This is a genomic window from Wolbachia endosymbiont of Cylisticus convexus (genome assembly GCF_003344345.1).
Genome location: NZ_QPIP01000048.1, coordinates 1 through 12262, shown reverse-complemented (window position 1 = coordinate 12262; position 12262 = coordinate 1). Strand labels below are relative to the sequence as shown.

13 protein-coding genes and 1 tRNA gene are annotated in these 12262 nt (G+C 34.0%); 8 read left to right on the top strand and 6 right to left on the bottom strand.

The window, feature by feature from the left end; genetic code table 11:
- The first annotated feature begins 205 nt into the window (after positions 1-205).
- Entirely contained in the window at positions 206-1144 is a 939-nt protein-coding gene (locus tag Wcon_RS05910) for an IS110 family RNA-guided transposase (protein WP_114516788.1), read from the top strand.
- Between the two features lie 452 nt (positions 1145-1596).
- On the opposite strand, the gene Wcon_RS05905 is transcribed toward Wcon_RS05910, so the two are convergent.
- Both Wcon_RS05905 and Wcon_RS05895 read right to left on the bottom strand, forming a co-directional pair.
- A complete protein-coding gene (locus tag Wcon_RS05905) occupies positions 1597-2373 on the bottom strand; it encodes an enoyl-ACP reductase FabI (protein WP_114517568.1) in 777 nt (258 codons plus the stop codon).
- 436 nt (positions 2374-2809) lie between these two features.
- Positions 2810-3664: a hypothetical protein gene (locus tag Wcon_RS05895; protein WP_114517567.1), complete on the bottom strand. Its 855-nt coding sequence runs from the start codon at positions 3662-3664 to the stop codon at positions 2810-2812.
- Positions 3665-3971: 307 nt separating this feature from the next.
- Between Wcon_RS05895 and Wcon_RS05890 the strand changes: the two genes are divergently transcribed.
- Together Wcon_RS05890 and Wcon_RS11440 are read left to right on the top strand one after the other, a co-directional pair.
- Complete coding sequence (locus tag Wcon_RS05890; RefSeq protein WP_147269161.1) at positions 3972-4244, top strand: hypothetical protein; 273 nt, start codon at positions 3972-3974, stop codon at positions 4242-4244.
- A 276-nt stretch (positions 4245-4520) separates the two neighbouring features.
- Positions 4521-4730: a hypothetical protein gene (locus Wcon_RS11440; protein ID WP_179947492.1), complete on the top strand. Its 210-nt coding sequence runs from the start codon at positions 4521-4523 to the stop codon at positions 4728-4730.
- 5 nt (positions 4731-4735) lie between these two features.
- On the opposite strand, the gene odhB is transcribed toward Wcon_RS11440, so the two are convergent.
- Positions 4736-5899, bottom strand: a complete 1164-nt coding sequence (odhB, locus tag Wcon_RS05885) for a 2-oxoglutarate dehydrogenase complex dihydrolipoyllysine-residue succinyltransferase (protein WP_114517565.1) — start codon at positions 5897-5899, stop codon at positions 4736-4738.
- A 278-nt stretch (positions 5900-6177) separates the two neighbouring features.
- On the opposite strand from odhB, the gene uppS reads away from it, so the two are divergent.
- Both uppS and Wcon_RS05875 read left to right on the top strand, forming a co-directional pair.
- Positions 6178-6873, top strand: coding sequence for a polyprenyl diphosphate synthase (uppS, locus tag Wcon_RS05880; RefSeq protein ID WP_114517564.1), 696 nt, complete (start codon positions 6178-6180; stop codon positions 6871-6873).
- Entirely contained in the window at positions 6863-7489 is a 627-nt protein-coding gene (locus Wcon_RS05875) for a phosphatidate cytidylyltransferase (protein ID WP_114517563.1), read from the top strand. The genes uppS and Wcon_RS05875 overlap by 11 nt, the downstream gene beginning before the upstream one ends.
- Positions 7490-7504: 15 nt before the next feature.
- Here the strand turns inward: Wcon_RS05875 and Wcon_RS05870 are convergent, their stop codons facing one another.
- Together Wcon_RS05870 and coaD are read right to left on the bottom strand one after the other, a co-directional pair.
- Positions 7505-7714, bottom strand: a complete 210-nt coding sequence (locus Wcon_RS05870; RefSeq protein WP_114517562.1) for a zinc-finger domain-containing protein — start codon at positions 7712-7714, stop codon at positions 7505-7507.
- A gap of 71 nt (positions 7715-7785) precedes the next feature.
- Positions 7786-8292, bottom strand: a complete 507-nt coding sequence (gene coaD, locus Wcon_RS05865; protein WP_114517561.1) for a pantetheine-phosphate adenylyltransferase — start codon at positions 8290-8292, stop codon at positions 7786-7788.
- A gap of 74 nt (positions 8293-8366) precedes the next feature.
- On the opposite strand from coaD, the gene Wcon_RS05860 reads away from it, so the two are divergent.
- Together Wcon_RS05860 and Wcon_RS05855 are read left to right on the top strand one after the other, a co-directional pair.
- A tRNA-Phe gene (locus tag Wcon_RS05860) sits at positions 8367-8439 on the top strand.
- 90 nt (positions 8440-8529) lie between these two features.
- Positions 8530-9567: a gamma-glutamyl-gamma-aminobutyrate hydrolase family protein gene (locus tag Wcon_RS05855; protein WP_114517570.1), complete on the top strand. Its 1038-nt coding sequence runs from the start codon at positions 8530-8532 to the stop codon at positions 9565-9567.
- A gap of 410 nt (positions 9568-9977) precedes the next feature.
- Here Wcon_RS05855 and ubiH read toward each other — a convergent pair whose 3' ends face one another.
- Entirely contained in the window at positions 9978-11126 is a 1149-nt protein-coding gene (gene ubiH, locus Wcon_RS05845; RefSeq protein ID WP_114517560.1) for a 2-octaprenyl-6-methoxyphenyl hydroxylase, read from the bottom strand.
- Positions 11127-11266: 140 nt separating this feature from the next.
- On the opposite strand from ubiH, the gene Wcon_RS05840 reads away from it, so the two are divergent.
- Entirely contained in the window at positions 11267-11902 is a 636-nt protein-coding gene (locus Wcon_RS05840; protein ID WP_114517559.1) for a hypothetical protein, read from the top strand.
- The last annotated feature ends 360 nt before the right edge of the window (positions 11903-12262 follow it).

Here is a 12262-nt window from a genome sequence, read left to right as displayed (position 1 = left end):
TGGATTGTATATTAAATCAAAGTCGCAAGGCTATAATGAGCAAGGAGTGATACTGTCAATTGGATTGATTGATAGAAATCGTAGGAATCTCAGTACACTCCTTGCTTAAAAAATGTAGTACGAACGGTAGGGGGATCTAAAAGATCGAATCACAATCCTGTACATCATTTATATTGTTATTTGATTATAATTTATAGGTGCAAAAATGGCTAGAACAGTTTTTATGGGTATTGATGTTTCAAAAGAGACACTTGATATTTCAATCAACAATAAACATCAGCGTATAGAAAATGCAGAAAAAGCTATATCTGAGTTTATAAAGTCAAAAATAGTTAATGTATTTGTTGAATTATGTGTAGTAGAATCAACAGGCGGTTATGAAAAACTTGTCGTAAAATTGTTACAAGAACATAGTATAGTTGTGCATAGAGCTCACCCAAACCGGGTATATGCGTTTGCGAAAGCTTGTAACCATTTTGCAAAAACAGACAAATTAGATGCAAAATTGCTAGAAAAGTATGCTGAATTTATCACAAAAAACGATGAGGTAGTAGAATGTATAGTTTCACAAAAACAAGAAGAACTAAAAGAACTAAGAGCAATTGAGCGTAATCTAAGCGATGATGTTCACGCAAATATGTGTCGTTTACATAATGTGACAGGAAAAGCCAGAGAATATATAGTAAAGCAGATAGAATTTGCCAAAAAACAATTAGAGCAAGTTAGGCAAGACATAGAAGACATAATAGACTCTGACCCTGGTTTGAAGGAAAAAAGCAAACTTCTAACTAGCTATAAAGGTATTGGACGCAAAATTGCGAGTATCCTACTCATAGAAGTACCTGAGCTTGGTAGATTAGATAATAAAGAAATAGCCTGTCTAATTGGAGTTGCACCAAAAACTAATGAAAGCGGAAGAAAGGTAAGCAAAGCTCAAATCATAGGTGGCAGGTTTTATGCTCGAAAAGCATTATACATGTCTGCTGTGGTCGCAATGCGTCATAACAGGAAAATGAAAGCTCTTTATCAGCGCTTAGTTGCTTCTGGCAAAGCCGCTAAAGTTGCATTAGTTGCTGTCATGAGAAAAATCATTATTTGTTTAAATGCCATGGTAAAAAACAATAGTTTTTATCTTGACGCTTAAGACGGTAGATTCCAGCATCAAGTGCTGGAATGACATGGTGAAATGTCATTCCCCTCTCTTGTCATTCGAGTAGCTGACACTGGTTCCTTTATGATGGTGTCATTCCAGTACTTCCTCTCCTGTCATTCCAGTGCTTGACACTGGCATCCAGTCTTTTCGCGCCGTTCCATCAAAAACGTTGTAAAGTGTTTACCAACTTAGTGCCTAATCTTGATCTCAGCGTCAGCTACTCAAATGACAAGAAAGTGAGCACTAAAAAGAAATGGGTGTCATTCCAGCACTTGATGCTGGAATCCAGTTTTTCATTTCAAGCTCATAAGATTAGCTGCTCAGTTTGCTTGTAAATTTTTCTGGATCCCAGACTGGGATGACATTATGGAAGCTGGGGTAAATATGGAAGTTGGTATGACAAGAAAAGAAACACTGGTTTCGCATGCATCTGCAGTACTTTATTAGTCAACTACTTTCATTCCTACAACATTATACCCTGAATCAACATGCAAAATTTCTCCAGTTGTACCACTACTTAAATCGCTTAATAAATATAGTGCTGCTTTGCCAACATCCTCTATTGTAACATTGCGTCTAAGCGGAGAATTATTTCTATTCCACTCTGATATGGAGTGAAAATCACTTATTCCAGAAGATGCCAAAGTTCTGATTGGACCAGCGGAAATTGCATTCACTCTGATGTTCTGCGGCCCAAGATCACATGCTATATATTTTACACTTGCTTCAAGTGCTGCTTTACATAAACCCATAACATTATAATTTGGCATCACTTTTTCAGCACCATAGTAAGACAAAGTAAGTAAACTACCGCCATTTAACATCATTTTTTCGGCCCTTTGTGCTAAAGCAGTAAAAGAATAGCACGATATATGCATTGCCTTGGAAAAGTTGTTTAGTGAAGTATTGACATACTTACCATTTAACTCATTTTTATCGGAAAATGCTATTGCATGTGCCAAAAAGTCAAGAGTACCCCACTTTTCCTCTATTTCCTTAAAAACATTATCTATGGTTTCCTCATTTGAAACATCACAGTGCAATATTAGCTCCACATTTAATTCATTTGCTATTGGTAATAATTTTTCTTTTATTGTTTCATTTTGATAAGTGATTGCAAATTCTGCTCCGTGCTCTGAAAGAACTTTTGCTATACCATACGCTATCGACCTTTTATTTATTATTCCGGTTATTAACCCTTTTTTACCCTGCAATATCATGAAATTATTTGTCTTTTTTATAATTTGGAATATTAACTAGGCAAAGTCAATTATGTTTTAACTGTAGCTAACGTATATTAAAAAAAAATTGCTTCCGCATATTTTCAATCTAATTATAATTACAAATAGAGATATTTTAAGAGCTCAAATTTGTCTGCAGACTTTTTCATTAAATAATCAAACTCAGCAAAATGTAGCGTGTCTTCTTCAGTGTACGTAAGTGTGCTTAATTTCTGTCGTATGTACGCTGCACTTTTTTTTTATACAGGAGGATTTTATGTCCAGAATTCCAGATACTTGACTTTTACTTTAAAACCAACTGGCGCCTATGGTTTTTAATAAAGAAAGTATAGAAAATAGAAACTCTTTAAAGAATATGAAATAAGGATGCTAAGATATAGGCTGCCTACATTTGCAAGCAGCCCATACCGCCTTCTTACTTATCTTTGAGCAGAAGAGAAAGTTGTTTTGACACAACTACACTTTCCACACTTGCTGAAGGCTGATGTGAAGCCTCTACTATTTCAGAACCTTCTTGTCTTAAATGTGATAATGCTTCATATAGAGGCTTTGCTTCATATTGTCTTCCTACTTTTACCTCTTGGTATGCAGCTAACTGATCCCAAGTGACACCATTCCTTTCAATAAACTTTACAGAACCGTCATCACTAATGTTGATTTTCATTCGACACTCTTTTCCTTCAACATACCAATTCAAGGTCATATCATATGAACCGTTAGCTACTTCATAAATTCTTGCTCCATGCTCATCAATCTGACAACGTATTCCTCTTGTATGACTTTTATCAGGAAGGCACAGCGTAATTGTTTTTACTCCATACTTTTTACACACATCATTACTTATAAGATCCATCAAATTTACTTCCTTTGTGTTATCATCTAGCACAATTCTTAGAACAGGCTTAACACTATTATCTGCGTTTTTACTTTCCTTGAGTTTTATAACACTACTTTTTACATTTTTAGCTATCTCTTCTTTAATCTGCTCAGCAACTTTGCCTATAATCTCCTTGCCATTATACTTATTACCTTCAGCAGTGTACCTATACATACCCTCACTATTCTTATGAACATGAGGCTTTTGTATTACTTTATTAGTGGTATTAGTAGAAATATCATTCTGCGCTTTAAAGAACTTCTCCCACTCTTCCTGATTATCAATAACAATAAACTTCTCAAAAACTTCAATATCCTCATGCTTAGACGCATAAGCTTCCTTGCAAAAAGAAACTGGATTTACAACTTCAGAATTTTTTTGATTACCTAACATTATATACCTCTCTATAAATATCGTTAACATAAAATGTTTTTTATGAGAGGTCAACAAAAAAAAGCCCTACAAATTTCTGAAAGGGCTCTCAATTAAACTTTATATAGAAATGGTAAAATTACTAATCTTATGTTTAATGTTTTAGATAGCATTTTTCTGAATTTTTCAATAAAGAAAACATATTACTGCTCTGAAAAGTAATTATACTGATTTAAATATAAAATTAGTGTTTATATGTTAATATTATATTAAATTTTTAATTAAGGAGTATATTATGATACGATCTGCAAAACACTTTCCATCGGGAATGGATTTACAACAAAATAGGGATGGTCTTACGTCAAAATGCATGAAAAAATGTGCAGATATGGTTTTTGAATCAGGGAATACTTTAGAAGCAGCGGACAAGTGCCGTAAAGAATGTGAGTCTCCTAGTCCTATCTCATCTCATTTACAAAAACCAATGCTTAATGACCTAAGTGATAAATTAGCATATATTGCAAGCGATATCCAGGAGGCACAAAATTTGTTGTCTATGGCATTAGAGAATGATACAAACCAAGATTTAATGTATTTTTAATTACAATAGAAGACAGTGGTTTACCAATATCTTCTTTTTTTTAACACGATTACTTCTATACTTGAAATTAAGTTTTCGTATTCGCTCAGGCAAGGTAATTATGAGTAAAAATAGCAGATAGTGTTGTTCAAGTGTCACGCACACAACTGTACGAACATTCATTTTTGAAGGTAAATTGCATAGCAAATGGTGTCATTCCAGTGCGCGACGCTGGAATCCAGAAAAATTTGCAAGCAAACTGAGCAGCTAATCTTAAGCTAAATTTGATGAGATTAAATGAAAAGATGGATTCCAGTGTCACGCACTGGAATGACAAGAAAAGGTTACTCAGATGACATTATGGAAGCTGGGATCCCAGTGTCAGCTACTTGGATAACACCAAAGGGACTACTCGCATTTTTGAGGCATAAATCACAATGTTTGTACAGCTGTAACAACAATCTCCCCACCTTGAAAACTTCAGAAAAACTGGCCTATCGTTTTTAACCTGTTTAAATTTCCAAAACCAATCTATTTGGATCTTCTATGTAATTTTTTATTTTAACAAGGAAAGTAACTGCTCCTTTGCCATCAACTATTCTGTGGTCGTAAGAGAGAGCAATGTACATCATAGGTCTGATTTCAATTGAGCTGCCTACAGCAACTGGCCTGTTTTGTATACAGTGCATGCCAAGTATTCCAGATTGCGGAGGGTTTATTATCGGAGTGGAAAGGAGTGAACCGTATACACCACCGTTTGAGATAGTAAATGTTGCACCTTCCATGTCTGATACTTGCAGCTTACCTTCTCGTGCTTTTTTACCAAGGGCAACTAAAGTGAGTTCAATTTCGGCAAATGACATTTGGTCAGCATTCCTAATAACTGGCACAACAAGACCTTTATCAGTGCCAACAGCAACACCTATGTCATAGTAATTTTTATATATGATTTCATCACCTGAGATTTCAGCGTTAATTTCACGAATTTCTTTCAGCGCTTGCACTGCTGCCTTTATAAAAAACGACATGAAACCCAGTTTTATTCCATATTTCTTTTCAAAAGTTTCTTTATATTTTGCCCTGAGATCCATGACGTTTTTCATGTCAATTTCATTGAACGTGGTTAGTATTGCAGCAGTGTTTTGCGATGCTTTCAAACGAGCAGCAATTACTTGCCTTATTTTGCTCATTTTTACTCGTTCTTCTCTTCTCTCTCCACTTACTACACTTTTTGGTAGTTCGACCGCAGGTTGTTCAGCCTTATTCATATGATCTATCACATCTGCTTTTGTTATTCTGCCTCCCATGCCAGTTCCTTTTACACTTTCTGCACTGATTGCATTTTCTTCCATAATTTTACGAGCTGATGGGGCATCTTTTTTAGCAGGAGCTTCGCTTATATCTTCTTTTCTCACTTCTTCTTTTACTTCTCCTACAGCAAGTTTTGCCAATAATTGATCAGGGCTGATTACATCATCTTCTTTCACAAAAAATTCAGTTATTTGTCCTGAAGCTTCTGCAGTTAATTCCAGCGCCGTTTTGTCAGTTTCAATTTCAAAGATCAAGTCATCTACTTTTACTGCTTCGCCAATATTTTTCTTTATTTTGACTATACCTTCCGTGACCGATTCACCACCAAGAGTTTTTGGTGCTCTGACTTCTATAATTTTGCTCATAAAACAACTTCCGTATAAAACTTTCTATAAATTTATACATGAAAAGAAGTGTATAACAAACTAATAAATTCATTAGAAGTACCAAGTTTTTCTGTCACTTATCATCTAAGTAGCTGGTTCAGAAAACTTTATTCATAGAGTAGAGTATAGACTATCAATGATTTTTCAGTAATAATATAGTTTTAGGTTGATGTAGTGAACGCTTCATACAGAGATATAGACGTTAAGTTAATTGATATTGTTAGGATAGGTAAAACCGAATAACAGGTTGAATTGAAATGTTAAATCTAGAATCTCTGCCAAAACATCTAGCAATTATTATGGATGGTAATGGTAGGTGGGCAAACAATCAAGGAAGGATAAAAATTGATGGTTATAGAAAAGGCAGTGAGGTTGCATGTGATATTGCTAAGCATTGCACAATCTTGACCATACCTTACTTAACTTTGTATGCATTTTCCATGGAAAATTGGCTCAGACCTAAAAACGAAACTAACTGCCTATTTGACTTATTTTATTCCGTTTTAACTAATGAAGATAAAATCAATTTCATTTACAATTGTAACATTAAGTTGAATTTTATTGGCAATTTAAGTCTATTGCCCAGTAAAATATTCGATCAAATTAAAAAGGCAGAAGAAGTGACACATAAGAACGATGGCCTATTACTCACTGTTGCAATTAGTTATGGAGCAAAGCAAGAAATTATACATGCTATCAACAACATCATAAAAGGAAATATCGATTGCGTACTGGAAGACGAATTTGAAAAATTTCTGTATACTAAGGATTTGCCAAAATTGGATTTATTAATTCGCACTGGTGGCGAAAAAAGGTTAAGCAACTTTTTATTATGGCAAGCAGCCTATGCTGAATTGTATTTTTGTGATACTTTGTGGCCTGATTTTTCTTGTCAAGATTTGACCAAAGCACTAGAAGATTATACAAAAAGAGAGAAAAAATATGGTAGATAATAACTTTATGGTTAGAATATTGTCCTCAATAGTAATATTACTCATATTTTCTTTTGCTACATATTTCAGTGATTTATCATTTTATCTACTAGTTTTTTCAATCGCAGTTTTATCTTCTTTTGAATGGTATAACCTAACTCAGGGCAATAGAATCTTATACATTTTCGCATTACTATTAATTGCATTACCAAATGCCTCGTTAATATACCTCTATAGCTTACCACAGGGAAAATATGTACTAATATGGCTCATCTTAACTATCTGGAGTATCGACATTGCTGCCTATTTTTTCGGCAAAAATTTTGGTAAAACTAGAATTTGTCCAATCATTAGCCCAGGCAAAACTTGGTTAGGGCTTTTTGGTGCAGTTTTAGCTGGAGTAGTGTGTACAATTTTTGGCTCAATATTTTTGAGTTTATTTCCAATTCTTTATTCTCCAATAATTGGCTTTACAATTGCTATTCTAGCCCAACTTGGAGATTTTACTGAGTCACTCATCAAAAGAATTTACAATGTTAAAGATAGTGGAGGTATAATACCCGGTCATGGGGGAGTACTTGACCGTATGGATAGCTTCATTTTTACTGCCCCTCTCATTGCTATTTACATAAGCTAAAAAAATGAAGTACTATTAAATTTTGGTTCTTTTCTTTTCACTCACTGCTTTCACCTCAACAAATTGAAATTCTTCGAAGTTTACTATTTCATTCATTGGTTTATTACAATAAGGACAACACATTTCTCCTTCTTTATGTAAATATACTACTGGATGACCAGAACCATCATCATTCTCATCACCACGGCAGCAAACTATTACGTTATTATCCCTCACTTCTGACATGTCACTCCTTTAGTTTATAGTATTTTATACATTGAACATACCCGTTTGAAAATAAAAAAGATAACGAGTATTTATTCTCCATTTTTTACCTTATTTAGATTAATCAATTCGCTTTGGACACTTTTTGATACAAACTTTCCAACATCTCCTTCTAATCTCGCTATTTCCTTCACAAAACTTGATGAGATAAATTGAGTATCTTCAGAAGCAGGGAGAAATATAGTTTCAATTTCAGGAGAGAGTTTGTAGTTTACCCAACTCATTTGAAATTCATAATCAAAATCTGATACTGCTCTGAGCCCTCTGATAATAACAGAGGCATTCTGCTCTTTGGCAAACTTCATTAATAACCCATTGAAAGATATGACATTTGCATCAATCCCTAGTTCTTTTACTTCATTTTCAGCCATGTTTGTGCGCAGATTTATGTCAAAGGCAGTATGCTTATTAACATTTTCTGCAACACCGATTACTAACTTATCGACTAGCTTACATGCTCTTTTTATTATGTCAAGATGCCCAAAGGTTATAGGATCAAATGTACCAGGGTAGATTCCTATTTTGTTATCAGTGTTCATTTTTTGTTTCTATACTTCAAAAACTTTTGATGGACATGATAACGTTTTTTATCTAAAAATGAAAGTACGTAGTTGGCCTGATAGCTCAGTTGGTAGAGCAAAGGACTGAAAATCCTTGTGTCGCTGGTTCGATTCCTGCTCAGGCCACATTCTTTTTCTTATCAAATTTACCTTTTTATTGCAAAATATTCTATAATATGTTATGATATTGATATAAGTGTTAAGAAGTTAAACTATATGTATAAATGTTATAGCAAAGTGTTTAATATCCTATTAATTATAGTTCTATTATTAAGCAATATTACTTATGCTGGCGTTAGTGAAAAACCGGCATCTCAACATGTAACCAGAAAAGAAGAACCAGCATCAACTGCCTTGACGGCAGAAAATAGAGTAAATGATGACATAGTTGTTGGTTTGTTAAAAACGGAAGAAGAGACATACCCGCATGAGCTTGGGCTATCTCAAAGTGTCTACGAGATGTTTAATAATTTTAGAGTTAAAATTGTACTAATTGATTATAATAAAATAATTAGCCTTAAAAAAATTCAAGCAGAGTTCGCAAAACAAGATGAAACATTGGCAAAGAAGTTAACATTAGACCGAATAAAAGTTAAAGTTGCAAAGTTTATTAAAGAACACAAAATAAATAGAATATTCATTCCAGGAAATTACTACAATTTACACTCCGAACCTTTTCCTCCTACTCCTTGTCGCCAGCTTGTTACTGAAGCAATTGTAAAAATAATTGATGATAACCCTGCAATTCATTTACTTGGCATATGTGGTGGTTTGCAAGGCATAATGAATGCAAAGGGAATTGAAGTAGTGAGTGTGGCAAATCTTGTGAGTGATGAAGAGAAGCGAAGATCTCATTTAAAATCAGCACCTAATCCACAGAAAGAGGATGTACCTCTCCAGCAGATAAAGATCGTTCCCAACAGTCGTTTAGCCGAAGTGGTTGCTAGATTTTTATCACCTGACGAAAATGGTTGGTTTTCAACATGTTTTCCAGATGCCCATTCAGGAGCAGTGAGTAATACACCAGAAAACAGAAAAAAGTTGGAGTTACTTGGATATAAAGTTGTAGCATTTTCGAGTGATGGGGTAATAGAGGCTATTGAAGATAAGCATGGTAATATTTACTTTCAAAGTCATCCAGAAGCCCTTGTTGTGAAATCAGATAAAAACCTCTATTTATCAAATCACAAGGAACGTCAAGTGTCTACACTAGTTGCTATAGCAATTATAAATGATTTTCTTTATCGTGCTTAATGCTAAAATAAGGAAAATCATTTAATGTCATTCCAGCGCGTGACGCTGGAATCCAGTCTTTTCGCTCAGTTCCATCAAAAAAGCGCTTTCGTGTTTACCAATTTAGTTGGATCCCAGTGTCAAGCACTGGGATGACACCAAAGAGGCTACTTGAATGACACTACAAAGGCTACTTGAATGACAAGAGAGGAAGTACTGGAAAGAAATGGGTGTCATTCCAGCGCGTGACGCTGGAATCCAGATTTATTCAAAGTTAAGTTTTCTGGATCCCAGTGTCTGGGCACTGGGATGACAAGAAAAGGCTACTGGAATGACAGGAGAGGAAGTACCGGAATGACAGAAACAGGCACTGGTATGACACTTTTGATGGAACACACACAGCTGTACGAACATTGTGATACGATAGTGGTTCACATAAACCCCATAGCGTGCCGAATGAAACGTTTTTTAAGAAAATCTGAATTTTCAACTACCATTAAACCAAATGCTCTAGCGCAAAATATTCTATTGGAAAATATCCTATTTAGCCCATCAGTTGCAAGTGCCATGGTAAAATTATCAAAGTATCTGTCACGTGAAATTTTTTTCAATAGGTAATGACTGCCAACGTCAATACCAGAGGCTTTTGCAGTAGTTATTTGTCTTATAACACTCTCTACATCTCTCATTCCAAGATTAAGTCCTTGACCTGCAACTGGATGGATTGAATGTGCTGCATCGCCAATAAGCAAAATTCTGCTTTTATATAACTTTCTCGCAAAAGTAAAACTCAAAGGGTAAGATCTTCTTTCACTCTCTAACTCAATTTCTCCCAAATAAGAACCAAATCTTTTTTTGAGCTCTATGATAAATTCCTCTTCGGATAAGCTCATTAGCATTTTTGAAATTTCGTATTTTTCTGTCCAAACTATTGAAGAAGTATAGCCACCTTTCATTGGCAAAATTGCAAATGGACCACCAGGAAAAAACCGCTCTACAGCTAAGTTTTGGTGATGCAATTCATGCTTTACATTAAATACTATGCTATTTTGTTTATAATCAAATTTTATCATTGGTATAGAAAACAACTTTGGCAACTTAGAGTTTTTACCTTCAGCGCAGATAAATAGCGATGATATCAATTGCTGATCATTATCAAGAGTAACTTCCACGTATCCTTCGTCACAAGCAACTTTTTTATAGGAACGTGGAGAATATACATTGAGTTTATGCAAAAAATTATTATTAATTGCATTCCATATAATAGCGCTCTTGATTACATAACCCATTGGTTCTTCACCAACCATTTTATGGTCATAATGCACAGTAAATGGGCTATCTCCATCTAATATGCATATATCAAGTATTGGTTCAGTTTCACCCTCTAAGAACTGCCAGATCCCTAATTTTTCCAATATCTTTTTTGACCCTTGAGAAATGGCAAATGCTCGATTGTCATTAACTGTACGTGGTAGACTATTTTTTTCAATTACGGCTACAGATACAGAGTCATTACTAAGGCCAATAGCAGTAATAAGACCAATCAGCCCACCACCTGAAATGATTACATCGTAATTCATTTTATTTACCTAAAATTATATTTTATTCGTTTTGAAAACAGTTCAAACAAATTTCATCCAGAATTTAACCTGATTTACCTAATAAAATATTAATTATTTTAGGCTAAAATAGATTTAATTATATTTAAAGGAACCAGCTTATGACTATAGATTGCAAAAAAGAATTGTCAAATTGCATTAACAAATACAGAGAAGAACTTGGAGAAAACAAAGCAGCAATTAAACAAACTATAACTCGCGATAAAATCAATATAAGCGATTACTTTTATAAGGGTGATAAAACCTGCAACGAAGAAATATTTAATGCAGGAAGCGAGTGTTATGGCACAAAATATGGTGGGAAACAAAAATATACATATGATGAGTGGAAGCAAAAAATTGAAAAACCTCATGCTAAAGATTTGCTAAAAATGTTACAAAACGAAGTAAAAGATAAAATATTAAAGAGTTTTGAGGATTATAAAAAGTATCATGAAAATGCTACTGAAGCTATAAAAAAAGAATTAGACATAGATTCGAAATTAAAGGCAATACTCAGGGAAAAGCAACAACCAGAAACTGATGAAACTCGAGCATATTATGATGTTATACGAAGTTTATATGAAAATGGAGACATGCACTCTCAATTAAAGTGCAATGATCTTGATTGTTTTAACAGAACAATGGAGGATAATCTATCCCAAAAACAATCTGAATTAACTAATATAAAGAATAACTTTTTGGATAATACGCAAAATATTTTTCAACATATTCAAGTTGAAGATAGTATTTTATAGAGAAATAAGATTATACTGTTTTTCAAATAAAATTTTCTTAAGTTGTAGACTGTTTTTTACAGCTACAGCTAAGGTAGCTGCCACCACTTGAAATATTTTATTCACCTAAAACTACATTCTACCCATTTTGAAGGGAATGTTTAAAAAAAAGCATAGGCGTCAAGTTAAGAAAAAGTGGCATAAGAAAGAAGAGAAGCGGTAAAAATTATTTTAGATATTAAACGATAAAATTAGTAATTTATAGACTCTTTAAGAAAAATTATCTTATTTCAGATCAAGATTTCTTAAAAAATAAATATAACAAATAAACCTTAAATGGTTGCTATATTGGGCGTATTCTCTTAACTTGAGACGCCTATG

Excerpts from the sequence above, each read along its gene's own strand:
- Wcon_RS05910 (WP_114516788.1), top strand. The coding sequence starts at position 206 with ATGGCTAGAACAGTTTTTATGGGTATTGATGTTTCAAAAGAGACACTT.
- Wcon_RS05840 (WP_114517559.1), top strand. The coding sequence starts at position 11,267 with ATGACTATAGATTGCAAAAAAGAATTGTCAAATTGCATTAACAAATAC.
- Wcon_RS05890 (WP_147269161.1), top strand. The coding sequence starts at position 3,972 with ATGGATTTACAACAAAATAGGGATGGTCTTACGTCAAAATGCATGAAA.
- Wcon_RS11440 (WP_179947492.1), top strand. The coding sequence starts at position 4,521 with ATGAAAAGATGGATTCCAGTGTCACGCACTGGAATGACAAGAAAAGGT.
- uppS (WP_114517564.1), top strand. The coding sequence starts at position 6,178 with ATGTTAAATCTAGAATCTCTGCCAAAACATCTAGCAATTATTATGGAT.
- odhB (WP_114517565.1), bottom strand. The coding sequence starts at position 5,899 with ATGAGCAAAATTATAGAAGTCAGAGCACCAAAAACTCTTGGTGGTGAA.
- Wcon_RS05870 (WP_114517562.1), bottom strand. The coding sequence starts at position 7,714 with ATGTCAGAAGTGAGGGATAATAACGTAATAGTTTGCTGCCGTGGTGAT.
- ubiH (WP_114517560.1), bottom strand. The coding sequence starts at position 11,126 with ATGAATTACGATGTAATCATTTCAGGTGGTGGGCTGATTGGTCTTATT.
- coaD (WP_114517561.1), bottom strand. The coding sequence starts at position 8,292 with ATGAACACTGATAACAAAATAGGAATCTACCCTGGTACATTTGATCCT.
- Wcon_RS05875 (WP_114517563.1), top strand. The coding sequence starts at position 6,863 with ATGGTAGATAATAACTTTATGGTTAGAATATTGTCCTCAATAGTAATA.
- Wcon_RS05855 (WP_114517570.1), top strand. The coding sequence starts at position 8,530 with ATGTATAAATGTTATAGCAAAGTGTTTAATATCCTATTAATTATAGTT.
- Wcon_RS05905 (WP_114517568.1), bottom strand. The coding sequence starts at position 2,373 with ATGATATTGCAGGGTAAAAAAGGGTTAATAACCGGAATAATAAATAAA.
- Wcon_RS05895 (WP_114517567.1), bottom strand. The coding sequence starts at position 3,664 with ATGTTAGGTAATCAAAAAAATTCTGAAGTTGTAAATCCAGTTTCTTTT.